The sequence below is a fragment of the Pseudomonas umsongensis genome, from assembly GCF_012647205.1.
Classification (GTDB): Bacteria; Pseudomonadota; Gammaproteobacteria; order Pseudomonadales; family Pseudomonadaceae; genus Aquipseudomonas; species Aquipseudomonas umsongensis.
In genome coordinates this window covers 4,591,419-4,615,207 of record NZ_CP051487.1, presented here as the reverse complement: position 1 = coordinate 4,615,207, position 23,789 = coordinate 4,591,419, and the positions used below count along the sequence as shown (strand labels likewise).

The 23,789-nt window shown below is 62.5% G+C and carries 20 protein-coding genes and 1 pseudogene; 14 read left to right on the top strand and 7 right to left on the bottom strand.

Going from position 1 to position 23,789, the window contains the following annotated elements:
• The first annotated feature begins 13 nt into the window (after window positions 1-13).
• The 3 genes from HGP31_RS20785 to HGP31_RS20775 all read left to right on the top strand — a co-directional run bounded on the left by HGP31_RS20785 (window position 14) and on the right by HGP31_RS20775 (window position 3,108).
• Window positions 14-1,249: a helix-turn-helix transcriptional regulator gene (locus HGP31_RS20785; protein WP_168758566.1), complete on the top strand. Its 1,236-nt coding sequence runs from the start codon at window positions 14-16 to the stop codon at window positions 1,247-1,249.
• Between the two features lie 246 nt (window positions 1,250-1,495).
• On the top strand, window positions 1,496-2,263 hold the full coding sequence (locus HGP31_RS20780) for an SDR family oxidoreductase (protein WP_020800084.1): 768 nt from the start codon (window positions 1,496-1,498) through the stop codon (window positions 2,261-2,263).
• An 11-nt stretch (window positions 2,264-2,274) separates the two neighbouring features.
• Window positions 2,275-3,108, top strand: a complete 834-nt coding sequence (locus HGP31_RS20775; RefSeq protein ID WP_020800085.1) for an SDR family NAD(P)-dependent oxidoreductase — start codon at window positions 2,275-2,277, stop codon at window positions 3,106-3,108.
• A gap of 836 nt (window positions 3,109-3,944) precedes the next feature.
• On the opposite strand, the gene dmpG is transcribed toward HGP31_RS20775, so the two are convergent.
• The 4 genes from dmpG to HGP31_RS20755 all read right to left on the bottom strand — a co-directional run bounded on the left by dmpG (window position 3,945) and on the right by HGP31_RS20755 (window position 7,572).
• Window positions 3,945-4,973: a 4-hydroxy-2-oxovalerate aldolase gene (gene dmpG / locus HGP31_RS20770; protein ID WP_168758565.1), complete on the bottom strand. Its 1,029-nt coding sequence runs from the start codon at window positions 4,971-4,973 to the stop codon at window positions 3,945-3,947.
• Between the two features lie 10 nt (window positions 4,974-4,983).
• Window positions 4,984-5,901, bottom strand: a complete 918-nt coding sequence (locus HGP31_RS20765) for an acetaldehyde dehydrogenase (acetylating) (protein ID WP_168758564.1) — start codon at window positions 5,899-5,901, stop codon at window positions 4,984-4,986.
• A gap of 32 nt (window positions 5,902-5,933) precedes the next feature.
• Window positions 5,934-6,725 carry a fumarylacetoacetate hydrolase family protein gene (locus tag HGP31_RS20760; RefSeq protein ID WP_083349409.1) on the bottom strand — a complete coding sequence of 264 codons (792 nt, stop codon included), beginning with the start codon at window positions 6,723-6,725 and terminating at the stop codon, window positions 5,934-5,936.
• Between the two features lie 73 nt (window positions 6,726-6,798).
• A complete protein-coding gene (locus HGP31_RS20755) occupies window positions 6,799-7,572 on the bottom strand; it encodes a glucose 1-dehydrogenase (protein WP_168758563.1) in 774 nt (257 codons plus the stop codon).
• Between the two features lie 1,009 nt (window positions 7,573-8,581).
• Here HGP31_RS20755 and HGP31_RS20750 point away from each other — a divergent pair.
• The 5 genes from HGP31_RS20750 (at window position 8,582) to HGP31_RS20730 (ending at window position 15,568) form a co-directional block, all read left to right on the top strand.
• The gene (locus HGP31_RS20750) at window positions 8,582-9,769 is read left to right on the top strand and encodes an acyl-CoA dehydrogenase family protein (protein WP_020801201.1); all 1,188 of its coding nucleotides are present in this window, start codon (window positions 8,582-8,584) and stop codon (window positions 9,767-9,769) included.
• Window positions 9,770-9,847: 78 nt separating this feature from the next.
• Complete coding sequence (locus tag HGP31_RS20745) at window positions 9,848-10,870, top strand: ferredoxin--NADP reductase (RefSeq protein ID WP_020801200.1); 1,023 nt, start codon at window positions 9,848-9,850, stop codon at window positions 10,868-10,870.
• 31 nt (window positions 10,871-10,901) lie between these two features.
• Window positions 10,902-12,518 carry a FadD3 family acyl-CoA ligase gene (locus HGP31_RS20740; RefSeq protein ID WP_168758562.1) on the top strand — a complete coding sequence of 539 codons (1,617 nt, stop codon included), beginning with the start codon at window positions 10,902-10,904 and terminating at the stop codon, window positions 12,516-12,518.
• Window positions 12,519-12,613: 95 nt separating this feature from the next.
• Entirely contained in the window at window positions 12,614-14,260 is a 1,647-nt protein-coding gene (locus tag HGP31_RS20735) for a DUF1302 domain-containing protein (RefSeq protein WP_179057051.1), read from the top strand.
• 75 nt (window positions 14,261-14,335) lie between these two features.
• Entirely contained in the window at window positions 14,336-15,568 is a 1,233-nt protein-coding gene (locus HGP31_RS20730) for an NADH:flavin oxidoreductase (RefSeq protein ID WP_168758561.1), read from the top strand.
• A gap of 79 nt (window positions 15,569-15,647) precedes the next feature.
• Here HGP31_RS20730 and HGP31_RS20725 read toward each other — a convergent pair whose 3' ends face one another.
• Entirely contained in the window at window positions 15,648-16,481 is an 834-nt protein-coding gene (locus tag HGP31_RS20725; protein ID WP_168758560.1) for an alpha/beta fold hydrolase, read from the bottom strand.
• Window positions 16,482-16,734: 253 nt separating this feature from the next.
• On the opposite strand from HGP31_RS20725, the gene HGP31_RS20720 reads away from it, so the two are divergent.
• From HGP31_RS20720 to HGP31_RS20710, 3 genes are read left to right on the top strand one after another with little or no spacing between them, the layout of a single operon-like run.
• Window positions 16,735-17,469 carry an SDR family NAD(P)-dependent oxidoreductase gene (locus HGP31_RS20720; protein ID WP_168758559.1) on the top strand — a complete coding sequence of 245 codons (735 nt, stop codon included), beginning with the start codon at window positions 16,735-16,737 and terminating at the stop codon, window positions 17,467-17,469.
• 14 nt (window positions 17,470-17,483) lie between these two features.
• The gene (locus tag HGP31_RS20715) at window positions 17,484-18,257 is read left to right on the top strand and encodes an SDR family NAD(P)-dependent oxidoreductase (protein ID WP_168758558.1); all 774 of its coding nucleotides are present in this window, start codon (window positions 17,484-17,486) and stop codon (window positions 18,255-18,257) included.
• Window positions 18,257-18,892: a nuclear transport factor 2 family protein gene (locus HGP31_RS20710; RefSeq protein ID WP_020801193.1), complete on the top strand. Its 636-nt coding sequence runs from the start codon at window positions 18,257-18,259 to the stop codon at window positions 18,890-18,892. The genes HGP31_RS20715 and HGP31_RS20710 overlap by 1 nt, the downstream gene beginning before the upstream one ends.
• Before the next feature lie 123 nt (window positions 18,893-19,015).
• Here HGP31_RS20710 and HGP31_RS30590 read toward each other — a convergent pair.
• Window positions 19,016-19,105 (bottom strand): annotated as a pseudogene (locus HGP31_RS30590) (outer membrane lipoprotein carrier protein LolA); the annotation flags it as partial.
• Window positions 19,106-19,415: 310 nt separating this feature from the next.
• Window positions 19,416-20,585 (bottom strand): IS4 family transposase, encoded by a 1,170-nt coding sequence (locus HGP31_RS20705; protein WP_168757130.1) that lies wholly within the window; start codon window positions 20,583-20,585, stop codon window positions 19,416-19,418.
• A gap of 607 nt (window positions 20,586-21,192) precedes the next feature.
• On the opposite strand from HGP31_RS20705, the gene HGP31_RS20700 reads away from it, so the two are divergent.
• The 3 genes from HGP31_RS20700 to HGP31_RS20690 are packed head-to-tail and all read left to right on the top strand — an operon-like array spanning window position 21,193 to window position 23,781.
• Window positions 21,193-22,083: a VOC family protein gene (locus HGP31_RS20700; RefSeq protein ID WP_168758557.1), complete on the top strand. Its 891-nt coding sequence runs from the start codon at window positions 21,193-21,195 to the stop codon at window positions 22,081-22,083.
• A gap of 12 nt (window positions 22,084-22,095) precedes the next feature.
• Window positions 22,096-22,971 (top strand): CoA transferase subunit A, encoded by an 876-nt coding sequence (locus HGP31_RS20695; RefSeq protein ID WP_151144109.1) that lies wholly within the window; start codon window positions 22,096-22,098, stop codon window positions 22,969-22,971.
• Window positions 22,972-22,983: 12 nt separating this feature from the next.
• Entirely contained in the window at window positions 22,984-23,781 is a 798-nt protein-coding gene (locus HGP31_RS20690) for a CoA-transferase subunit beta (protein ID WP_020796877.1), read from the top strand.
• Window positions 23,782-23,789 lie beyond the last annotated feature (8 nt).

The following is a 23,789-nucleotide window of genomic DNA, read 5'->3' as shown; positions in this document are numbered from 1 at the left end:
GCGAGATAAGACTATGCAAAACGGTGACTTGACCCATGAAGCCCTGGCCAGTCTTGGCCTGGACCTTACACGCTACAACCAGTTGGTGGGCGAGATCTATGAAGGCGCACTCGATCCGAAACTGATGGCCACGGCGCTCAGGAGCTTTCTCAAACTCTACGATGCCAACTTCGTCACGCTGATCCTGCGGGTGCCGGATCAACCCGATACCGGCGTGATGATCATCGTTGGCGAGATCGAAGGTGCCGGTGATGTCTGTTACATGACCTACCCGCAAACCAATTCACCTTTCGCCAATCAGCCGCTGGACCATGTATTCACCGTGGACGACATCATGAGCACCACGCAGTGGGAGCAGAACGGCTACTTCAAAATGTTCTGCGAGCCCCATGACGTGTACCACCTGATGTGTGCCGACATTTCCACGCCGGACGGCGGCAAACTGCGTTTTCGCATGACCCGCCCTAAACGGGCAGCCAATTTCTCTGCCCATGAACGCGCGGTGTGCGCCAGTTTCCTGCCCCACCTGCGGCGTGCCTCGCAATTGCATAACCTGCTGGACCGCAGTGAATCGCTGAGCGAGTTGTACTCCCAGGCCATCAGCCGGCTATCGGTGGCGACCCTGGTGCTCGACGAGAGCGGCAGCGTGTTGCAGATCAACCCGGTGGCCCAGGAAATCCTCGCCCGTTCCGACGGCTTGAAACTGGTGGGCGGGCGCCTGGAGGCGACTTACCCCAGCGACAACCGCGAGCTGCAACGCTTGATTCGCGCCGCGTTTTCCCCGGATGCTCCAAAAGACGCCGAGGCCATGTCAGTGACCCGTCCTTCCGGACTGGTCGCCCTCGGTGTAGTGGTTGAATCGATACGGTCCCTGGACTGGGCCGAGGAGAAGGGCCAGCCCGCAGCGCTGGTTTACATCCGCGATGCGTCGAGTAAATCCCTGGCCAGCGAGGTGGTGACCAAGCAGTTGTTCAACCTGACCAAGGCCGAAACTGCCCTGGCCATGGAACTGGCCAACGGCCTGTCCCTGGAAGAAGCTGCAGAGGTTCTTAATATCAGACGCAATACCGCGAGGGCGCATTTGCGCTCGATATTCTCCAAGACCGGCGTGCGGCGCCAGACCGAGTTGGTGCGCATCCTGCTCAACAGCGTGGTGGCTTTGGGCAAACCCAGGCTTGGGTTGAAAGTGACGGAAAAGATCAAAGTGCCGCCGCTGCAACTGGCCGTGCCGATTTATCGCCAGGCCTGAATTTGATGGTCTGTAGGAGCGAGGCTTGCCCGCGAACCAGGCGCCGCGGTGTATCTGTCACTCCGCATAATTGTTCTTCGCCGGCAAGCCTGGCTCCTACAGGCGAACCAGGCGCCGCGGTGTATCAGTCACACCGCGGCGCCCGGGTTTCCTCTGGTTTCAACACATCAATTTTTAGTCCGCACGGACGATGCCGTCCCGTGATTGCCCTGTCGATACTGGGCGGACCTATCACGGAGAACCACTATGCCAATTACAGCCATCACCGGCAGCGCCTCGGGAATCGGCGCCGCCGTATCCGCCGCCCTACGCGCCGCCGGGCACCAGGTTATCGGGATCGATCGCAGCAACGCCGAAGTGATCGCCGACCTGTCCACTGCCCAGGGGCGTGACGCGGCCATCACCCGAGTGCTTGAGCTCAGCGGCGGCGTCCTCGACGGGCTGATCTGCTGCGCCGGAGTGGGTGTCACGGCGCCGACCTGCGGCCTGATCCCGGCGGTCAACTACTTCGGCGTCAGCCAATTGCTCGATGGCTTGCAAGGTGCGCTTGCCAAGGGTCAGCAACCGGCGGCACTGGTGATCGGCTCGGTGGCGGCGACTCATTCAGGCGTCGACGGTCAGGCGATGGTTGAAGCGATGATTGCAGGCGATGAAGTCCAGGCGCTGGAACTGGCCAATACCCTCGGTCAGCCTCATGTCGCCTATGCGGCCTCCAAATACGCGATCAGCCGTCATGCTCGTAGCCTGGCCGTAAGCTGGGGCAAGCGGGGCATGCGTTTGAACGTGGTGGCGCCGGGTGCGGTAGAAACCCCGCTGCACCAGGCGTCGCTGGATGATGCGCGCTTTGGCCAGGCAACCCGTGATTTCGTCGCGCCCCTGGGCCGCTCCAGTTGCCCTGATGAGATCGCCGCCGTGGTGGTCTTCCTGCAGTCGCCACAAGCGTCTTTTGTCCACGGCAGCGTGGTTTTCGTCGATGGCGGCATGGACGCCATGGTCCGCGCTCCGCACTTCTGAAAGGAACTTGCATGAACAAGGTGGCATTCATTACCGGCGCCAGCCGTGGTATCGGTCGCGAGGCGGCGCTGGCGTTCGCCCGCGCCGGTTTCGACCTGGCGATCAGCGCCCGTACCCTCAATGAGGGTGAACAACATGAACATGCCCTGCGCGATGCCGCCGGAGCGCCACTGGCTGGCAGCCTCAACGGCACTGCGCAGGCGTTGCGCGATCTTGGTTGCCGGGTGCTTGTCGTGCCCATGGACCTGCTCGACAGCGCTTCGGCCCTGGGCGCCTGCCAGGCGGTGCTGGCCGAGTACGGTCGCATCGACGTACTGATCAACAACGCGATCTACCAGGGCAGCGACCTCAACGCCGGGTTCATGGACTTGCAAGCCCAGACCCTGGAGCGGATGTTCCAGGGCTATATCCTCACCCCATTCCTGTTGACCCAGGCGGTGGCTGAACACATGGTGACGCGCGGTGGCGGGGTGGTGATCAATGTCACCTCCGGCGCCGGCGAAAGCGATCCGCCGGTGGCGGCGGGCAAGGGCGGCTGGGGTTATGCCTACGGCGCGGGCAAGGCGGCGGTGTCGCGACTCTCCGGGGTAATGGCCACGGAATTGGGTGATCTCGGCGTTCGTGCCTACACCCTTAATCCAGGGGTGGTGACGACCGAAGCGCTCAAGGCCACCATCGGTGACAAAGGGTTGATCGCTTTGCGTTCCGGCAGCGCACCGCCCCATGTTCCGGCGGCGGTGATGTTGTGGCTGGCTACTGCAGAGCAGGCACCAGGGTTTCAGCGTCGGACGATTGCTGCGCAGCCGTTTGCGTTGGAGCATGGGATTGTTGCTGATTGGCGTTAGGCCAGTGATCGACTGTTTTTTTTCGTGTACATATCCATTCCTGCGGTAACGGCCACCTAGGGTTTCGCTCTTACAGCGAGTCACTTGGAAAAACGGAACGCCGCCCGGCCCTAAGTAACCAAGGGCTCTTGCCCCTGGCGTTCGGTGCCTCGCTAATGCTCGGCATGCCCTCGCTCCGGTCCTGCTCCGTGGGCCCGCCGCGATGGGCCATCCTTGGCCCAGCGCGGCTAAACCGGCATCCATGCCGGTTTACCCACTGCGCAGAACCTCCACTCGGCCTCTCGATGGGGCAAGAAAATCAAAAGCCAGATCAAGATCAAACGCGAAAGCGAGGCGGCCTTAAAGCCGACCTGATTTCAGGTCTGCCTGCTATCTCATTGTGGGAGCGAGCCTGCTCGCGAAAAATCTCCAGGCAACGCGTTCATCCAGACTGGGCACGTTATCGTTGACGTCCTTCGCGAGCAGGCTCGCTCCCACAGGGGATTAGGGTTACCGCAAAAGTCAGGTCGGCTTTAAGGCCGCCTCGCTTTTGTTTTTGATCTGGGGGCGCCCCGTTAACCACGATGGCCGAACGCAGGCATTGCGCAAAAAGTGGGTAAACCGGCAGGACGCCGGTTTAGCCGCGCTGGGCCAGGGATGGCCCATCGCGGCGACCCACGGAGCAATGCCGGAGTGAGGGCATGCCGAGCCTTAGCGAGGCACCGAGTGGTGGGGCAAGAGCGCTTTGGTTACTTTCGCGCTTTTCGAAAGTGACCCGCTGTAAGAGCGGAACCATAGGTGGCCGTTACCGCAGCAACGGATATGTACACCTGAAAAAAATCGCGTAACACAAAGCCTTACCCCAGCCGCCGCAGACGAGCAAGTGTCATGGCAGTGTCCTCGATCATATCCTCCTGCCCACCAACCATCCCACGACGTCCCATCTCAACAAGAATTTCCCGAGCTGACACGCCGTACTTCTTCTCGGCGCGCTTGGCGAACAGCAGGAACGAGCCATAAACCCCGGCGTAGCCCATGGTCAGTGCATCGCGGTCGCTGCGGATCGGGAAGTCCATGATCGGTACCACCAGGTCTTCAGCCACATCCTGGATGCCGAACACACTGACGCCGGTGTCGATACCCATGCGATCACACACCGCCACCAGCACTTCCATCGGCGTGTTGCCCGCGCCGGCACCGAGTCCTGCGCAGGCGGCGTCGATGCGATTGGCCCCGGCGGCAATCGCAGCAATGGAGTTGGACACACCCATCGACAGATTGTGGTGGCCATGAAAGCCAATTTCGGTCTCAGGCTTGAGGGCCGCGCGCATCGCCGTCACGCGAGCACTGACGTCGTGGGGCAGCAGATAGCCCGCCGAATCGGTCAGGTAGATGCAGTTGGCGCCGTAGCTTTCCATCAGCAAGCCCTGCTTGACCAGGCCTTCAGGGCTGTTCATGTGGGCCATCATCAGGAAACCGACGGTGTCCATGCCCAGGCTGCGGGCGTGCGAGATATGTTGTTCGCTGACATCGGCCTCGGTGCAATGGGTGGCCACGCGAATGGTATTGACCCCCAGTTCATGGGCCATTTTCAGATGATCGACGGTGCCGATGCCAGGCAGCAGCAGGGCTGAGACCTTGGCCTTTTTCATCAATGGGATCACTGCCGACAGATACTCTTCGTCGGTGTGGGCCGGGAAGCCATAGTTCACCGAGCTGCCGCCCAGGCCGTCGCCGTGGGTGACTTCGATCAGCGGCACGCCGGCCGCGTCGAGGCCGCAGGCGATGTCTTTCATCTGTTGCAGGCTGATCTGGTGACGCTTGGGGTGCATGCCGTCGCGCAGGCACATGTCGTGAACGGTGATGCTTTTGCCGCGAAGATCCATGGTCGACTCCTTATGCGTGAGCGGTTTGGGTGAGTACCAGCTCGCCCTTGAGGATTTCCTCGGCGAACATCTCGGCGGTGCGCGCTGCGGCGGCAGTCATGATGTCCAGGTTGCCGGCGTACTTGGGCAGGTAGTCGCCCAGGCCTTCGACTTCCATGAAGATCGACACCCGATTGCCGTCGAACACCGGGCCGTTGACCAGCTTGTAGCCGGGCACGTAGCGCTGCACTTGCTCGATCATGGCCTCGATGGCGGCGGTGATCGCGGGCTGGTCGGGTTCGCTGGCGGTCAGGCAATGCACGGTGTCGCGCATGATCAGCGGCGGCTCGGCGGGGTTGATGATGATGATCGCCTTGCCTTTCTTCGCACCGCCGACCTTTTCCACGGCGCTGGCGGTGGTGCGGGTGAACTCGTCGATGTTTTTGCGGGTGCCGGGGCCGACCGACTTGGACGCGGCGGTGGCAATGATCTCGGCGTATTCCACCGGCTGCACGCTGGACACTGCCGCCACCAGCGGAATGGTGGCCTGACCGCCGCAGGTGACCATGTTGACGTTCATCACACCCAGGCCCAGTTGCGCCTTGAGGTTGACCGGTGGCACGCAATACGGGCCGATGGCCGCCGGAGTCAGGTCGATCATCAACACGCCCAGGGCATTGAGCTTGCGCGAGTTCTGGGCGTGGACGTAGGCCGACGTGGCGTCGAAGGCGATCTGGATCTGGTCTTCGAGGACATGCGGGAGCAATCCGTCCACGCCGTCTGCGGTGGTTTTAAGGCCCAGCTCGCGTGCTCGTGCCAGACCTTCGGAGGTGGCGTCGATGCCCACCATCCACACCGGTTCCAGCACCTCGCTGCGCATCAGTTTGTACAGCAGGTCGGTGCCGATGTTGCCCGGCCCGATCAGCGCGCATTTGATCTTTTTACTCATGGTTTTTTGGCTCCTGAAGAGGGAAGGGCGATTCACGGGACAAAGCGCAGGCTGGCTTCGCCCAGGCCGGTCATGGACAGGCTGATGTGGTCACCGGCGATCACCGGCACCAGCGGCGCCAGGGCACCGGAAAGAATGATTTCGCCACGGCGGAACGGGATGCCCAGCTCGCCCAGGGTATTGGCCAGCCAGGCCACTGCCGCGCAAGGATGGCCTTGCACCGCCGAGCCCAGGCCCGAGCCTGCCGGTTGGCCGTTTTTGCTCATTTGCATGTGCACCGCGGCCAGGTCCAGCGAGCGCGGGTCGATGCGCTGGGAGCCGAGGGCGAACACACCGCACGAGGCGTTGTCGGCCACGGTGTCCTGGATGCGGATCTGCCAGTCGTCGATACGCGAGTCGACGATCTCGAAGCACGGCACCACCCATTGGCTGGCGGCCAGCACGTCCTCGGCACGGATGCCCGGGCCTTGCAAATCTTCGCCGAGAATAAAGGCGATTTCGCCTTCGGCCCGGGGCTGTATCAGGTTGTAGCGGGCCAGGCTGACGTCACTGCCATCCTCGACCTGCATGGCATTGGTGAGGAAGCCGAAATCCGGTTGGTGGACATCGAGCATTTCCTGCACGGCGCGGCTGGTGACCCCGATTTTCTTGCCGATCACGTGCTCGCCGAGGGCTTCACGGCGCTGCAGGAACTGCAGGGAAATCCCGTAGGCCTGCTCCAGGGTGATCTGCGGATAGCGGCGGGTCAGGGGGGGCAGCGTCTGCCTGCTGCGCAGGGCGTTGAACAGCTCGTCACCGAGCGCGTTGATCAAATGGGCGTCCATGGCGAGGGCTCCAGAGGGGTGGAAGAAAAAAGGCCCGCCCCAACGTCATCAGGGGCGAACCCAAAGGAGTGGGTCAGCCGGGCCAGACCGACGAGTCGGCACCGCCATCGACATCAATGATCTTGCCGGTCACCCAGGCCGATGCGGGGCTGGCCAGGTACAGCGCGGCGGCGGCGATGTCTTGCGGGGTGCCCAGGCATTTGAGCGGGGTGTTGTTTTCCATGACCTGGCGCATGGCGGCAGGCATCACGCCGTTAAGTGCTTCGGTCAGGGTGGGGCCGGGGGCGACGGCGTTGACTCGGATTTGCGGCGCGAAGTCCTGGGCGAGCAGGCGGGTCAGATGGCTGAGGGCCGCCTTGGCCGTACCGTAGGCGCTGAAATGGCGCTGGGCATAACGCGCCGCCACTGAGCTGATATTGATGATGTTGCCGCCGCCGGCCTCGCGCATCAGCGGTACGCACAACTGGCAGAAGGCGTAGGTGGTGGCGACGTTGAAGTTCAGCACCTGGGCGAACTGCTCGGGTGTCATGCTCAGCGGGTCATTGGGCCCGCCACCGCCGACGTTGTTCACCAGATGAGTGATCCGGCCCATGTGCTCGACGCTGTGGCGCACCAGTGCCTGGCGTTGCTCGGCATCGTTGACGTCGCAGGCGAAGGCCAGGGCGCGCCGACCGAGGGCGCGAACTTCCTCGGCCACGGCCTGCACTTCGTCCAGCGAACGTGCCGAGCACACCACATCGGCGCCGGCTTCGGCATACGCCAGGGCAATCGCCCGACCGATACCGCGGCCGCTGCCAGTGACGATGGCGACGCTGCCGTCCATTTGGAAACGCTGCAAAATACTCATGGCCCTTGCTCCGTGGGGTCGATTTTGGATGGGTTTACTATCGCTGCGGTGATCGGGTTGGGCATCGTCTCAACGGACTAGCGGGGGGCTGGATGAGGTGGGTTCGTGTACATATCCGTTTCTTCGGTAACGGCCACCCATGGTTTCGCTCTTACTGTAGGAGCGAGCATGCTCGCGATGGAGGTCAACGATGACGCGGGAAGCCTGACTCCCCGCGGTGCTCTCAGGTTTTTCGTCGGAACGCCGCCCGGAGCATGCTCGCTCCTACGGGGCCCGCCGCGATGGGCCATCCCTGGCCCAGCGCGGCTAAACGGCATCCATGCCGGTTTACCCACTGCGCAGAACCTCCACTCGGCCTCTCGATGGGGCAAGAAAATCAAAAGCCAAAGCAAGGCGAGGCGGCCTTAAAGTCGACCTGATCGGGAGCCGTACGCGTTCTCCCTGTGTGATCGTTCCCACGCTCTGCGTGGGAATGCCGCCAGGGACGCTCCGCGTTCCGATGACGACGCATGACGTGAGCCGTGCGCAACGGTGACGCGGAGCGTGGGAACGATCAGGTCGGGGGTTACCGGAAAAGTCAGGTCGGCTTTAAGGCCGCCTCGCTTTTGTTTTTGATCTGGGTCGCCCCGTTAAACCACGCTGGCCGAACGCAGGTATTGCGCAGTGGGTAAACCGGCAGGACGCCGGTTTAGCCGCGCTGGGCCATGGATGGCCCATCGCGGCGACCCACGGAGCAATGCCTTCGTTCTGGCATGCCGAGCCTTAGCGAGGCACCGAGTGGTGGGGCAAGAGCGCTTTGGTTACTTTCGCGCTTTTCGAAAGTGACTCGCCGTAAGGGCGAAACCATAAGTAGCCGTTACCGCAGCAACGGATATGTACCCCGTAAATATCCCAGTAGGCTATCAGCCCACGCACCCCTAGTCCGCTTTGACGATGAATGATTCCCCGCTCAATCCGATGATCCATCACAACTGGCGCAGTGGCGCAGTGAGATCGGGAGAATTGAGTGATGCACAGCATGCGAGAAAAGACCCAGGACGAACGTGATCTGCTTGAACGGGCACGCAGCCTGGTGCCGGCACTCAAGGCACGCACGGCGCAGGCCGACAAGGACTTGAAGGTGCCGGTGGAGAGCGTCGTCGAGTTGCAGTCCGCCGGCCTGCTGCGGGCCTTGCAGCCAAAGGCGTTCGGCGGTTATGAAGTGGACCCGCGCACCTTCTTCGAAATCCAGACCATCCTCGCCGAAGGGTGCATGTCCACAGCCTGGATCTACGGTGTGATGGGCGTTCACCCCTGGCAGCTGGCGCGTTACCCGATCGAGGCGCAGCGCGAAGTCTGGGCCGATGACCACAGCGCGCTGATTTGCTCGACCTATATGCCGGCGGCCAAGGTCACGGTGGTCGAGGGCGGTTACCGCATCAGCGGGCGCTGGGGTTTCTCCAGCGGCAGCGAACACTGCCAGTGGGTGTTCCTGGGCGGCATCCTGCCACCCGATGGCGAGATGGCCGCCGAGCACGGTACCTTCCTGCTGCCGCGTCACGACTATCAGATCGAACACAACTGGGACGTGATGGGCCTGCGCGGCACCGGCAGCCATGACATCGTGGTCGAAGATGTATTCGTCCCGGCCCATCGTGTGCAACGCACCAACAATTGGACCCTCGAAGCGACACCCGGGCGCCTGGTCAACACCAACCCGATCTACGCGATCCCGTTCGCCCAGGTGTTCTCCCGCGCCGTCTCGACCTCGGCCATCGGCGCCCTGCAGGGCGCGATCAACGAGTTCCGCGACAATGCCGCCAAGCACATCGGCAAGCACGGCGCCCGTACCGCTGAGGACCCGGTGGCACAGACCGCCGTGGCCGAAGCGATGGTCACCGTCGATAGCCTGCGCCTGGTGCTGGAGCGCAACTACGAGCACCTGATGACCCTGGCCCGTGCCGGCGAATACCCGGACACCGAGACCCGTCTGTTGTATCGCTACCAGTCGGCCTATGTGACCAACATCTGCGCCGAACGCGCCAACGATCTGCTGCGCAGCATGGCCGCTTCGGGTCTGTACAACACCAACCCGGTGGCACGACTGTTCCGCGACCTGCACCAGGCGCGCGGACACATCGCCAACAACTACATGGCCTACGGGCGCAGCTACGGCGCGGTGATGCTCGGCCTGCCCAACCCGGACCCTTACGTCTGAGGCGACGGAGCCTGTTTCGCCCCCTTGGGTTTCCACCTGTCCGTGATCCACGGCCAGGTGGTCATGAGTACCTGACCTATGAACAATTATCTTGCCCTGCGCGTGGCGCGCGTGATCGAGGAAACCGCCGATGCGCGATCCCTGGTGTTCGACGTGCCCGAGCATCTAAGCGAACGTTTTCGCTATCAACCCGGCCAATTCCTGACCTTGCGCGTCCCTTTCGAGGACGGTTGGCTGCCCCGATGTTACTCATTGTCCAGCACGCCGTTGCTGGATGAGCCATTGCGAGTAACGGTCAAGCGCGTGCACGAGGGACGCGCGTCGAACTGGTTGTGCGGCGAGTTGCAGGCCGGGCAGAACCTTGAGGTGCTGCCACCGGCCGGGGTGTTCGTGCCACGCAGCCTTGACGGTGACTTGCTGCTGTTCGGTGGCGGCAGCGGCGTGACCCCGGTGCTGTCGATCCTGCGTTCGGCGTTGCTCGCCGGAACCGGCCGGGTCCTGCTGATCTATGCCAACCGCGATGAGTCCTCGGTGATTTTCAAGGACGAACTCAGAAGCCTGGCCAGCGCTCATCCGCAGCGCCTGCAAATCGTCCATTGGCTCGATTCGGTGCAGGGCATCCCGAGCGTCGGGCAACTGGCCGAGCTGGCGCGGTCGTTTATCGACGCCCAGGCGTTCATTTGTGGTCCGGGCCCGTTCATGGACGCGGCGGTCAGTGCGCTAAAAACCCTCGGCATGCCGGATCGCCGGGTGCACGTCGAACGCTTCGTCTCGCTGCCCGGCGAAGGTGAATTGCCGCAGGTGACCAGCAGCGAGGCGGCCGTGGCCGCGCAGTTGGCGGTGCGCCTGGATGGCGAGGATCACCAGCTGGCCTGTGACAGCGGCGAAACCGTGTTGGCTGCCATGGAGCGCGCCGGCCTGAACCCACCCAGCGCCTGTCGTGTCGGTGGCTGCGCCTCGTGCATGTGCACCCTGGAAAGCGGCGAGGTCGAACTGCTGCACAACGATGCACTGGACGCGGGCGATCTGGCCGAAGGCTGGATCCTTGCCTGCCAGGCGGTGCCCACCAGCGCACAACTGCGTATCCGCTTTCCCGATTGATGCCCTCCATGATGCCAAGCACGAGCCCACGATGAATCAGAGCCTGAACCTTGCCGCGCCCCTGAGCGCTGCCCCTGCCACCCTTGCCCAGTTGGTCTTCAGCAGTGCGGAACGTTTTGCCGGGCGCACGGCCATTGAAGAACACGGCCAATGCATCGACTACGCCGATCTGCCCGATCGCGTCATGGGCTTCGCCCGGGGCTTGATGGCCCTGGGTATCCAGGCCGGTGACCGGGTTGGCGTCTGGGCACCAAACAGTGGCGACTGGATCCTCGCGGCGCTGGGCATTCAGTGCGCCGGGGCGGTGCTGGTGCCGATCAACACGCGCATGAAGGGCCTTGAGGCCGCGGATGTGCTGGAGCGCAGCGGTTGCCGGGTGTTGTTTGTCCAGCAGCGTTTTCTCGACGTCGACTACCCGGCGCTGCTCGCACCTCGTCGGCCGGCCAGCCTCGAACACCTGGTGATCATCGATGGCGACACGCCGGAGCAGCCTTCGGACCTGACGCTTGCACAGTTCCTGCAGGGTGCCGCGACTATCGATGCCGGCAGCGCCAAGCGCCGTGCAATGGCGGTCGGCCCCGAGGCCATGTGCGACCTGTTGTTCACCTCCGGCACCACCGGCAAACCCAAGGGCGTCATGAGTGGCCATGGCCAGAACCTGCGGGCCTTCACCGAATACGTCAGGGTCCTCGGCCTGGTACCAGAGGACCGCTACCTGATCGTCAATCCGTTCTTTCATGCCTTTGGCTACAAGGCCGGTTGGCTAACCTGCCTGATCGGCGGGGCGACCATCCTGCCCCATGCGGTGTTCGATGCCGAACAAGTGTTCCAGCGCATCGCCCGTGAGCGCATCAGCGTCCTGCCCGGTGCGCCGACCCTGTATCTCTCGCTGCTGGCCCATCCGCAACTCAAGCAGACCGACCTGTCGAGCCTGCGAATCGCGGTGACCGGCTCGGCGAGCATCCCGCCGAGCCTGATCGAGCGCATGCGCAATGAGCTGGGATTCGCCGTGGTGACCACCGCCTACGGCCTGACCGAGTGTGGCGGACTGGCGACCATCTGCGATCCACAAGATTCGGCGCAGGTGATTGCCGGCACCAGCGGCCGGCCGATCGCCGGCACCGAAGTGAGCATCCGCGACCCGCACAACCAGGCGCTGGAGGCCGGTCAAACCGGTGAGATCTGCCTGCGTGGTTTTCACATCATGCAGGGCTATTTCCAGAACCCTGAAGCGACCCGCGAAGCCATCGACGCCGAAGGTTGGCTGCACACCGGCGATGTCGGGCGCCTGGACGGGGCGGGCAACCTGATCATCACCGATCGCTTGAAGGACATGTTCATCGTCGGCGGTTTCAACTGCTACCCGGCGGAAATCGAGGCAGCGCTGATCAGGCACCCGGCCATTGCCCAGGTGGCGGTGATCGGTGTCGCCGATGAACGCATGGGCGAAGTCGGGTGTGCCTGTGTGGTGCTGCGTGAAGGACGAGAGCTCGACGAGGCGCAATTGATCGCCTGGAGCCGGGAGCAGATGGCCAATTACAAGGTTCCGCGCCAGGTGCGCTTCCTCAATGCCTTGCCATTGAACCCGTCGAGCAAGGTGGCGAAGAACGAACTGCGCGCGCTGGTGGCCAATAGCGCCCAGGCATGAGGCGCACTCATCTCACCAAACGGACGATGTGCGTGGCATCGGCTTTTTTCATGCTGTAGCGACACCAGAAAAAACAACAACAAAAGGAGAGGAGCATGTTCACGGGAAACACTGTCGCGCGCCATTCGGGAGAGTTGAGCGTTGGCCGCTGTCTGTTGGCAACGGCCATCACCATCGCCAGTGCCACGGCCAGCGCCGCACCGAGCATTGAGCTGGGGGAAAATACCACCCTGGATTCGTCGCTGACGGTCAACTACACCGCCTCCATGCGTACCGCCAAGCAGGCGAGTCAGTACCTCAACGATCCGAACAACGACGACGGCACGCGCAACTTCAAGCGCGGCTCGTTGATCAATAACCGCCTGAGCCTGTTCGGCGAACTGCAGCTCAAGCACGACAACCTTGGAGCGGTGCTGCGTGGCAGCCAGTTCTATGACGATGTCTATAACCAGAAAAATGCCAACGATTCGCCGCAGACGGTGAACAAGACCGGGCACAACGATGGTTTCAGCGACGAAACCCGCAGGCTTAGTGGCAGCATGGCGCGCCTGCTCGATGCGTATGTGTATGGCAACTTCGAGCTCGGCGAGACCCAGTACCTGTCGCTCAAGGCCGGGCGGCATCTGGTGGCCTGGGGCGAGAGCCTGTTCTGGCCCAACATCAGCCAGGGCCAGGCCCCGGTAGATGCGACCAAGTTCAACGTGCCGGGTACCGAGGCCAAGGACTCGTACTTGCCGGTAGGGCAGGTGTCCGGGTCGTGGTCGCTGAACGAAGACCTCGCGCTGGTGGGCTACTACCAGTACGAGTGGGAAAAGACCCAGCTCAATCCCGTGGGCGACTACTTCGGCAGCGACACCTTCGGTCCCGGTGCCGAGTTCTATCGCCTGGGCAGCGGGGTGGTCAACAGCCTGCCCAACGGCCTGGCGGTCGGTTATGCCGGTGAAAAAGACGCCAGCGACAGCGGCCAATGGGGCCTGGGCGTGCGCTACCGGATCACCGAGAACACCGAAGTGGGGTTGTTCCATTACCGCTATAACGAGCGCATCGGCTCGATGTTCTTCGACTTCACCGGCACCACCCAATACTCTTCGCTCAAGGGCATCGGGCATGACGGCACCGCGCCGTCCTATCGCCTGGGCTACTTCGAAGACGTCAAGCTGACAGGTGTCAGTTTCAGCTCCAAGGTCGGCGATTCGGTGCAGTACGCCGGTGACTTGAGCTACCGCGATGGCGCCTCGGTCTACCTCAACAACGGCGCGCCGACCACCGGGCAGATCTGGCAGGGCAACCTCAACGCCATGTACATCCTGGGGCCAAGCCTGCTCGCCCAGCAGACCACCTTCATGGGTGAGGTGGTGCATCAACACATCGACGGGGTCGACAGCCTGACGATCACCGGTGGCGGGGCCGGCGTGGACGGCACCTTCGACCAGTTCGAATCGAAGACCCAGACCCGTGGCTCGACCCTGTTCGGCGTCGGCGCCTACATGGATTACCCGTCCATCGCCACCGGCCTGGACCTGAGCACCAAAGTGGTATGGACGCAGAACGTCGACGGCAGCGCCTATCAGGGCCTGGGCCGCGACGAGAAGCGCCTGACCGTGGGTGGCGACTTCAAGTACCTGGGCAACTTCCAGATCGGCATGACCTATGTCGCGTACCTGAGTTCGCCGGACGTTGCCCAGGGCCGACTGCTGGCTGACCGCGACTACCTGTCGCTCAACGCCAAGTACACCTTCTGATGATCATGGCTGCGTCGCGCGTCTGGCGACGCAGTCCCTCGTTTTTAGCCCGATAAAAATAAAGAGAGGCCTGTCATGAATCCTCGTCCGACCCCATCACCGTTCAGCCCGATCACCATTGGCCCACTGACCCTGAAGAACCGCTTTATCAAGTCCGCCACCAACGAGGGCATGAGTGCCCAGAGCGTGCCGTCCAAGCAACTGGTCAAGCTGCACTCGGCCCTGGCCGCTGGCGGCATCGCCTTGACTACCGTGGCCTACTGCGCGGTGAGCAGCGATGGTCGTACCTTGCCCAACCAATTGACCCTGACCCAATCCAGCCTGCCGCACTTCAAGGCCCTGACCGAGGGTGTGCACCAGGCCGGTGGCCTGGCCAGCGCGCAGATCACCCATGGCGGTTGCTTTACCTTTATCCGCGAGCGCTCGACCAAGCGTCCGCTGTCGGCCAGCGGCGGTTTCAACAAGATAGGCCTGATGAGTGGCATGTTCCTCAAGCAGGCGATGAACGAATCCGACATGCAGCAAGTGGTGCGCGACTTCGCGCAAGGCGCACGCCTGGCACGCCAGGCGGGATTCGATGCCGTGGAAATCCACATGGGCCACGGCTACCTGCTGAGCCAGTTCATTTCGCCGATGTACAACAAGCGCCGGGACCAGTACGGCGGCAGCCTGGAAAACCGCCTGCGCTTTCCGCGCCGGGTGCTGCGAGCGGTGCTGGATGCGGTCGGCCACGACATGGCGGTGATCTGCAAATACAGCGTCACGGAAGGCGTGCGCGCCGGTAACAGCGACGAAGACGGGGCGAAGATTGCCCGCATGCTGGAAGAAGAGGGCGCGCACTTGCTGGTGCTCAGCGCGGGTATGAATGCCGAGTCGATCACCACCATGTTCGGCTCCTCGTTCCCCAAGGAAAACCGCGTGCAGCAGAAAAACAAGATCATTGCCCTGGCGATGGCCATCCAGCGGCGCAAGGAGCCGACGGTGGAGTTCCGTGAACTCTATTTGCTCGAGCATGCGCGCAAGGTGCGTGCGGCGGTGAAAATGCCGTTGGCTTATCTGGGCGGTGCCAAGAGCCTGGCGAGCATCGAAAAAATCATGGCCGAGGGCTTTGACCTGGTCGCCATGGGCCGGGTGTTGCTGGCCGAAAATGACTACATCAACAAACTCGAAAGTGGCGCCAGCCGCGACTCGATCTGCACCGCCTGCAACCGCTGCGTGGCGATGATGTACACCCCGGGTGGCACGTCTTGCGTACTCGGCCAGCCCGGTGACGCGATATTGAACAGCCAGAAGGCGGCAGATCGCTAACAACCCAGGCAACCAATACACCACAAACCCTGTGGGATCGCCGCACCGCCGCTCCCACAGGTTTTGTGGTGTTTGTCGATCAGCCGTTCTGCAGGAAATCGATGCAGCTGCGGTTGAACAGTTCGCGGTGTTCCACCTGGACCCAATGCCCGCAGCGGTTGAGCACAATGAAGCGGGCGTTCGGCGCGCCGTCGATGATGCGTTGGGCGCCACTGACCGGGTTGAAGTGATCGTTGGTGCCCCAGAAGCCCAGGATCGGACACTGAATGTCACCCAACTGCGCTTCCATGTTCGGCACCATCATCGTACTGAACAGGTTCTTCGGCTGGGTCACCGCCACCGCCACGCGTTCCTGCAGCAGGCTTTCCGGCAGGATCGAGTCATCGAACAGCTGCAGGCGCATCATGCTGCGCATCTCCTCCATGCCGATGGGGCCGGCGCTGAACAGGCTGACCATGCGCACGATACCTTCCATCTTGAAGTAGGTTTCCCGCTCTTCGACACCACCGGGTGCCAGCAGAATCAGGCTCTGAACCAGTTGCGGCAGGCGCAGGGCCAGACCCAGGGCGATCGCGCCACCCAGCGAATTACCCAGCAGCGTGCAACGTCGCACACCGACCGACTCCAGGAAAGCCGCCACGCAATCGACGAAGAACTCCAGGTTGTACTGCACGTCCTCGGGTTTGTCCGAACGACCGAAACCGGGCAGGTCGAGCACCAGGTTGCGATAGCCCGCGGCGACGAATTGCGGGTAGTTGCCCTTGAAGTTGCTGAAGCCACTGGCACCCGGCCCGCTGCCGTGCAGCCACAGCACCACGGGGCCTGCGCCCTCATCCAGATAGTGCAGGCGCAGGCCGTTGGGCAGGGTCGCGTAATGGCCGACGGGCAGGGGCAGGTCTACGGGTTGGTTCATGGGGTTCTCCATTGTCTGCGGATTCATGAGGCACAACCGCGCCAGGCGCTGCAGCGGATCGAAGGGGAAACAGCGCCTGGCGAGATGCGCGCCTTGCGAATGCTGGGCGTAGACGGGGGTGTTCACATCGTCCGTTCAGACCACGTGGCGCTAGTCCCATCGGACGATGTGTGCCCGGGGCCTTGCCGCTAATCATGCAAGTGACGGCTCCATTACAGCGGGCCGCAGCGTATTCGCACACTTGGAGATTGCTATGAAGTTACTCGATAAAGTGGCCTTCGTGACCGGCGCCGCGCAGGGCATGGGCCAGGCCATCGTGCGCGGTTTTGTCGCCGAAGGCGCCAAGGTGGTGGCCGTCGACCTGAACCAGGCTGCCCTGGCCGAGAGCCTGGCAGATCTGGGAGGCAGCGTACTGGCGTTGTCTTGCAACGTCGGTGACGGCGCCTCCGTGGCCGACGCCATGGGCCAGGCCGAACAGCACTTCGGCGGTCTCGACATCCTGGTCAACAACGCGGGCGTGGGCGCGCTGGACAGCTTCCTCGAAACGCCGGACGAAAGTTGGGCGCGGGTGATCGGCGTGAACCTGGGCGGCACCTTCCTGTGCTGCCGCGAGGGCGCCAAGCTGATGGTCAAGGGCGGCCGCAAGGGCGCAATCATCAACCTCTCCAGCACCGCCGCACTGACCGGTGACGGCCCAAGCCATTACTGCGCTTCGAAAGCCGGGGTGATGGGCCTGACCCGTTCGATCGCCCGTGAGTTGGCTGCCAGTGGCATACGCGTCAACACCCTGGTGCCTGGGCCGACCAACACACCGATGATGGCCGGCATCCCTGACGACTACATGCAGGCGCTGCTGAAAAACGTGCCCCTGGGCCGTATGTGCGAGACCGACGAGATTGCCCGGGTCGCGGTGTTCCTGGCCAGCGAAGATGCCAGTTTCATGACCGGGCAGAACATCGCCGTCAACGGCGGCATGGCCTTTATCTGATCAGGGAGTCACCCATGAGCAAGCGTCTACAAGGAAAAATCGCCTTCGTCACCGGTGCCGGTTCCGGCATCGGCGAAGCCACCGCATTGCGGTTCGCCGAAGAGGGCGCCACGGTGGTGCTGTGCGGGCGTCGCATCGAGCCCCTGCAGGGCGTGCAGGAAAAGATCCATGCCCAGGGTGGGCAGGCCGAGATCGCCGTCGCCGATGTCAGCGATGAACAGGCCTACGTCGGTGCGCTGCAAGCCACCGCGCAACGTCACGGGCGCCTGGACATCCTGGTCAACAACGCGATGGCCTACACCTGGGGCGGCATCGACACCATGACCACGGCCGACTGGCACGCCAATTTCGCCACCACCGTGGACGGCACCTTCTGGGGCACTCGCACCGCGATGCAATTGATGAAAGTGCAGGGCGGCGGTTCGATCGTCAACATTGCTTCGATCTGCGGCCTGTTCGGTACGGCGTGGATGGCCGGTTACTCGGCGGCCAAGGCAGCGGTGATCAACTTCAGCCGCGCGGCGGCCAGTGAAGGTGCACCGCACAACGTCCGCTGCAACGTGATCATTCCTGGCGTGGTCGACACCCCGGCCACGGCCGGCATGTTGGCCGATGCCAAGACCCGCAGCAACACGGAAAAAGTCATCCCGATGAAACGGGTCGGCCTGCCGGTGGAGTTGGCCAACGCCATTGTGTTCCTGGCCAGCGACGAGGCGTCGTATGTCACCGGCGCGAGCCTGGCGGTGGACGGCGGACGCGGTTCGGACCTGTACACGGTGCTCGACTGATGAACCAGGACAACGACAGCTTGCTTGAGCGCATCGACCGCCTGGAGTCGCTGGACGCGATCCGCCAACTGGCCGGCAAGTACGCCCTGGCCCTGGACATGCGCGACATGGACGCCATGGCCAACTGCTTCGCCCCGGACGTGCGGGTGGGCCGCGACAAGAGCGGCCGCGCGCACCTCAAGGCGTGGCTGGACGAAACCATGCGCAAGCAGTTCCACGGCACCTCCCACCACTTGGGGCAACACATCATCGAGTTCAGCGATGCCGATCACGCCACGGGCGTGGTCTATTCGAAGAACGAACATGAGACCGGTCCCGAGTGGGTGGTCATGCAAATGCTGTACTGGGACGACTACGAGCGGATCGACGGGCGCTGGTGCTTCCGTCGCCGCTTGCCGTGCTACTGGTACGCTAGCGACCTGAACAAACCGCCAATCGGCGGCCTGAAAATGCGCTGGCCAGGGCGGGAGCCTTACGCCGGTACCTTCCACGAGCTGTTTCCGTCCTGGGATGCCTTCTGGGCGCAACGCCCGGACAAGGATGCCTTGCCGCAGATCGCCGAACCTGCACCGTTGGAGGGTTTCCTCGCCAATCTGCGTCGGGGGGCGGGTGATCCGAAGATTCGGGTGCGTTGAAAACCGTGGGATCTTTGAGGTGGTGAATCGCCGGCCGCTTGCTCCTGCTGGGTAGCTCTGGCTGCCTGTTTGGTCTGGATTGGGTGTGTATCCGTTGCTGCGGTAACGGCCACCTAGGTTCTGCACTGTAGGAGCGAGCATGCTCGCGATGAACCTGAGAGCGCCGAGGGGTGTCAGGTGCCCAGCGTCATCGTTGACGACCATCGCGAGCATGCTCGCTCCTACAATGGCCCAGCGTGGCTAAACCGGCATCCATGACGGTTTAGCCACTGCGCAGAACCTCCACTCGGCCTCTCGAGGGGGCAAGAAAATCAAAAGCAACAGCCAAAGCAAGGCGGCCTGACAGCCGACCTGTTTGTCGAAGCGTGCGCTTGTGAACGTTCCCACGCGCAGCAAAGGAATGCCGCCAGGGACGCTCCGCGTTCCGCTGACGACGCATGACGTGAGCCGTGCGCAATGGTGACGCGGAGCGTCACAGGATGCATTCCCACGCAGAGCGTCACTAGTGTCCGGTAAACATGTTTCATAGCTGAAGGCTGCCTTGGGCAGCCTTCAGCTTTTCTCGCTCCTGCCTTCGTCGATCCCTCAGTTCTGGAGTAGCGGGCCGTTCGTGCAGGACGTGAGATATGCGAACCGTCAGCTCGAACAACGAACCGGTAAATCCTGAACGACGATGGAAAAGGTGCAGTAACAAGTAGCTGATCAAGGCACTGTAAATCTGCAGGCGCACGGCGTTTTCAGAGAAGGCATAGAAGCGTTTGAGTTTCAGATGTTGCTTGATCCACTTGAAAAACAGCTCGATCTTCCAGCGATCTTTGTACAAGCCCGCGACTTCTTCAGCTGTTCTTGCGAAGTCGTTGGTCACTAGGATTAATGGCGTGGCATGTCCCTCGCGCTCAACCACCACGCGTCTTACCGGCGTTTCTCGGTAGTCATTCAGACGCTTACCGCCCAGATGCTTTTTGCCGAACAGAATGACTTCATCGGTCATGACCGGGCTTTGCTCGGCTACGGTCGAGTGCTTGTGCAGCACTTTGATATTGGCGTTTTTCTTCAGGCGGGTGACGAAAAAAGCGCCTTTGGTCTGCAACTGGTGCCACCAGTTGTAATCGCAATAGCCCTTGTCAAAGACATACGTCATGCCGGCCTGAATCGGCATTTCCAGTGCATCGCTCAGGTCGTTGACGTTGGCAGGAGTGATGTTGACGTACACCGGGGCCAACTGTGCCAAATCTAGCCCGACATGTACTTTCAAGCCCTGCGTAATGCGGGTTTTCGTGGCGGCTGTCCAGCCATCGAAGTGAGGTCCGCGCAAAGTGATCGACGTGGAATCAAGCAGGCTAACCATGGCACCGACTTCTTTGCGCTGCTGGCGGCTGATGCCGCGCAACAGCAACTCGCAAAGGTCCTGGAATGGCCGGTAGTCACGCTTGTTCAAGGCATCCGACAGGGTCGAGCGGGCGACGGGACCCGCTTTAAGATGGTAGCTATGCGGGCTTAGAGTTTCGGAGAAAGTCGCCAAGGACCGCAGGCTTAAGGCTTGGGTTACATGACCGCTGACCAGTGTCACCAGCAATTGCCAGGACGTGCAGCGTTTGACGTAGCGATCAGCCTGGTGCCTTTCGGTGGATTGCCGAAAGAACTGGCGCGGGATCGCACTGAGCAGGTGGGCTAAACGGGTGCTGGTAAACATGAGCCAAAATCGAGTCTGAAAAATCCGATTATGACTGACGGCCGCCAACAGCAAGGGGGAGCAAGCTCCCCCTTCGGTTTTTACCGGACACTAGTGACGCAGAGCGTGGGAACGATCAGGTCGGGGGTAACCGGAAAAGTCAGGTCGGCTTTAAGGCCGCCTCGCTTTTGTTTTTGATCTGGGGTGCCCCGTTAACCACGCTGGCCGAACGCAGGCATTGCGCAGTGGGTAAACCGGCAGGACGCCGGTTTAGCCGCGCTGGGCCAGGGACGGCCCATCGCGGCGACCCACGGAGCAATGCCGGAGAGAGGGCATGCCGAGCCCTTGCGAGGCACCGAGTGGTGGGGCAAAGCCTTTTGGTTCCTTTTTGGCGTTTGAAAAAGGGACTCGCCGTAAGGGCGAAACCATAGGCGGCCGTTACCGCAGCAATGGATATGCACACCACCCTAAAAATCCCAGTCGCCAGACACAAAGCCTTCGCGACCAAGCCCGCTCCCACGAAGAGCCCAAGACCCACCCGTGCTTAGTCTCAACGGACGATGAAGCCACGCGCACTGCTTTGCACAATGCTCACCACGAAACCCTTTCAGCCAACGAGGACCCAGGCATGATCGACATTCGCGGTTTGAGCTATTTCGTCTCGCAGATCGAAAACCTCAGTCATTGGCAGCGTTACGCCGAAGACGTGCTGGGCATGCAAGTGAACCCGGCGCCGGGCGGTGGCCTGTACGTGAAAATGGACGAGCGTCCGTTTCGCATGCTGATCGTCGAAGGCGCTGAAGCGCGTTATTTGGCCTCTGGCTGGGAGTTGGCCAACGAGACGGCATTCAAGGCCGCCCTCGAGCATCTAAGTGCAGCCGGTATCGAATGGCAGCCAGGCTCCGCCGCCGAGATCGAACAGCGCGGCGTACAGGCGCTGGTCAAGCTCACCGACCCGTCGGGCAACTGCCATGAACTGAGTTGGGGCCATCGCTCAGATTGCCTGCCATTTGTCTCGCCCCAGGGTGTGCCGCGTTTCGTCACTGGTGACATGGGCCTGGGTCACACGGTGCTGCCGGCGCCGAACTTCGACGCCACCCTGGCGTTCGCCAAGGATGTGCTGGGCTTCGAACTGTCGGACATTTTCAACTTCCGTCCAGACCCGTCCGTGGCGCCGATCCGCATTCACTTCCTGCATTGCCAGAACGCTCGCCACCACAGCCTGGCACTGGCCGAGTACCCGGTGCCGTCAGGTTGCGTGCACGTGATGGTCGAGGTCGATTCGATGACCGAAGTCGGCCGTGCCCACGACCGTCTGCGCGCCCATGAGGTAGCCCTGTCGGCCACCCTCGGCCAGCACCTCAATGACCGCATGACCAGTTTCTACATGAAGACACCGTCCGGCTTCGACCTGGAGTACGGCTTTGGCGGGTTGCAAGTCGACTGGGCCGAGCACTCAGCGTTCGAGTTCACCCGCGTGAGCATTTGGGGGCACGACTTTTCGGTCGGCCAACGTTAAGGAATTGTCATGATGAACAAACAACTGACAGCGGCCGATGCGGTCGCTCAATTGCGCGATGGCATGACCATCGGTTTCGGCGGCTGGGGCCCGCGGCGCAAGCCGATGGCCATCGTGCGCGAGATCCTGCGCTCAGACGTCAAGGACCTGACCGTGGTCGCCTACGGCGGTCCGGAAGTGGGCATGCTGTGCGCTGCCGGCAAGGTCAAGAAGCTGGTGTTCGGTTTCGCCACCCTCGATGCCATTCCGCTGGAACCCTACTATCGCAAGGCCCGCGAAGCCGGTGAGTTGGAGTTGATGGAACTGGACGAAGGCATGTTCCAGTGGGGCCTGCGTGCCGCTGGCATGCGTCTGCCGTTCCTGCCGACTCGTTGTGGCCTGGCCACCGATGTGACGCGCCTGAACCCGCAGCTCAAGACCATCCAGTCGCCCTATGCCGATGGCGAGGTGCTGCTGGCGATGCCGGCGCTCAACCTCGACGTGGCATTCCTGCACGTCAACGTCGCCGATCGCCTGGGCAACTGCCTGGTGACCGGGCCGGACCCGTATTTCGATCACCTGTTTGCCCGCGCCGCCAAGCAGTGCTTTGTCTCGTGCGAGCGCCTGGAAGATCGCCTGGCGCTGAGCGCCGAGCAAGCCCGCTTCAATACTTTCGAGCGCTATCTGGTGAGCGGCGTGGTGCATGCGCCCCTGGGTGCGCACCCGACACTCTGCGCCCCCGACTACGGCTGGGACATGAAGCATCTCAAGGGTTACGTCGCCAGCAGCCAGGCGGAGAACGGCTGGCAGGACTATGTGCAGACCTACATCGCCGGTGGCGAGCAGGCCTATCAGGCACAGAACGGCGGTGCCGACTCCATGGGCGCCTTGCCCCTTCCCGTGTTCTGAGGAATATCGACCATGTCTGCAACCTGTGATTTCACCCTGGCTGAACTGATGATCGTCGCTGCCAGCGAAGCGTGGCGCGGCAATGGCGAGGTGATTGCCTCGGGCCTGGGCGTGATCCCGCGCCTGGGCGCCAGCCTGGCCAAACTGACCCACAGCCCGGAACTGTTGATGACCGACAGCGAGGCGTTCCTGGTCGAAGAGCCGATCCCGCTGGGCCCGCGTGGCGACTACGTACCGCGTTATTCGGGCTACATGTCGTTCGAGCGAGTGTTCGAATGCGTGTGGGGCGGACGCCGCCACGCGATGATCGGGCCAACCCAGATCGACCGCTGGGGCCAGACCAACCTGTCCTGCGTCGGCGATTATCAAAAGCCCAAAACGGCGATCCTCGGCGTGCGCGGCCTGCCGGGCAACAGCATCAACCACCTCAACTCGTTCTTCGTGCCCAGCCATAACAGTCGGGTGTTCGTCAGCGGCGAAGTGGACATGGTTTCCGGTGTCGGCTTCAAGGCCGAGCGCTGGCCCGAAGGTACGCGTCGCGACCTGATGGACATCCATTGCGTGGTCAGCGACCTGTGCGTCCTCGACTTCAACGGTCCGGACCGGGCAGTGCAGGTGCGTTCGCTGCACCCCGGCGTGAGTTTCGAGCAGGTCCAGGACAACACCGGCTTCCCGTTGCTCAAGTCGGCGCAGTTGCACGAAACCGCGCATCCGACCCCTGAGCAGTTAGCGCTGATCCGCCGACTCGATCCCCACGAATACCGCGCCACGGCGATCAAGGGCAACCCGCCCGGCATCCGTACGGCCTGAGACAAGGA

Excerpts from the sequence above, each read along its gene's own strand:
- HGP31_RS20740 (WP_168758562.1), top strand. The coding sequence starts at position 10,902 with ATGAATCAGAGCCTGAACCTTGCCGCGCCCCTGAGCGCTGCCCCTGCC.
- HGP31_RS20785 (WP_168758566.1), top strand. The coding sequence starts at position 14 with ATGCAAAACGGTGACTTGACCCATGAAGCCCTGGCCAGTCTTGGCCTG.
- HGP31_RS20780 (WP_020800084.1), top strand. The coding sequence starts at position 1,496 with ATGCCAATTACAGCCATCACCGGCAGCGCCTCGGGAATCGGCGCCGCC.
- HGP31_RS20710 (WP_020801193.1), top strand. The coding sequence starts at position 18,257 with ATGAACCAGGACAACGACAGCTTGCTTGAGCGCATCGACCGCCTGGAG.
- HGP31_RS20775 (WP_020800085.1), top strand. The coding sequence starts at position 2,275 with ATGAACAAGGTGGCATTCATTACCGGCGCCAGCCGTGGTATCGGTCGC.
- HGP31_RS20690 (WP_020796877.1), top strand. The coding sequence starts at position 22,984 with ATGTCTGCAACCTGTGATTTCACCCTGGCTGAACTGATGATCGTCGCT.
- HGP31_RS20705 (WP_168757130.1), bottom strand. The coding sequence starts at position 20,585 with ATGTTTACCAGCACCCGTTTAGCCCACCTGCTCAGTGCGATCCCGCGC.
- dmpG (WP_168758565.1), bottom strand. The coding sequence starts at position 4,973 with ATGGATCTTCGCGGCAAAAGCATCACCGTTCACGACATGTGCCTGCGC.
- HGP31_RS20735 (WP_179057051.1), top strand. The coding sequence starts at position 12,614 with ATGTTCACGGGAAACACTGTCGCGCGCCATTCGGGAGAGTTGAGCGTT.
- HGP31_RS20725 (WP_168758560.1), bottom strand. The coding sequence starts at position 16,481 with ATGAACCAACCCGTAGACCTGCCCCTGCCCGTCGGCCATTACGCGACC.
- HGP31_RS20765 (WP_168758564.1), bottom strand. The coding sequence starts at position 5,901 with ATGAGTAAAAAGATCAAATGCGCGCTGATCGGGCCGGGCAACATCGGC.
- HGP31_RS20730 (WP_168758561.1), top strand. The coding sequence starts at position 14,336 with ATGAATCCTCGTCCGACCCCATCACCGTTCAGCCCGATCACCATTGGC.
- HGP31_RS20695 (WP_151144109.1), top strand. The coding sequence starts at position 22,096 with ATGAACAAACAACTGACAGCGGCCGATGCGGTCGCTCAATTGCGCGAT.
- HGP31_RS20745 (WP_020801200.1), top strand. The coding sequence starts at position 9,848 with ATGAACAATTATCTTGCCCTGCGCGTGGCGCGCGTGATCGAGGAAACC.
- HGP31_RS20700 (WP_168758557.1), top strand. The coding sequence starts at position 21,193 with ATGATCGACATTCGCGGTTTGAGCTATTTCGTCTCGCAGATCGAAAAC.
- HGP31_RS20720 (WP_168758559.1), top strand. The coding sequence starts at position 16,735 with ATGAAGTTACTCGATAAAGTGGCCTTCGTGACCGGCGCCGCGCAGGGC.
- HGP31_RS20755 (WP_168758563.1), bottom strand. The coding sequence starts at position 7,572 with ATGAGTATTTTGCAGCGTTTCCAAATGGACGGCAGCGTCGCCATCGTC.
- HGP31_RS20750 (WP_020801201.1), top strand. The coding sequence starts at position 8,582 with ATGCACAGCATGCGAGAAAAGACCCAGGACGAACGTGATCTGCTTGAA.
- HGP31_RS20715 (WP_168758558.1), top strand. The coding sequence starts at position 17,484 with ATGAGCAAGCGTCTACAAGGAAAAATCGCCTTCGTCACCGGTGCCGGT.
- HGP31_RS20760 (WP_083349409.1), bottom strand. The coding sequence starts at position 6,725 with ATGGACGCCCATTTGATCAACGCGCTCGGTGACGAGCTGTTCAACGCC.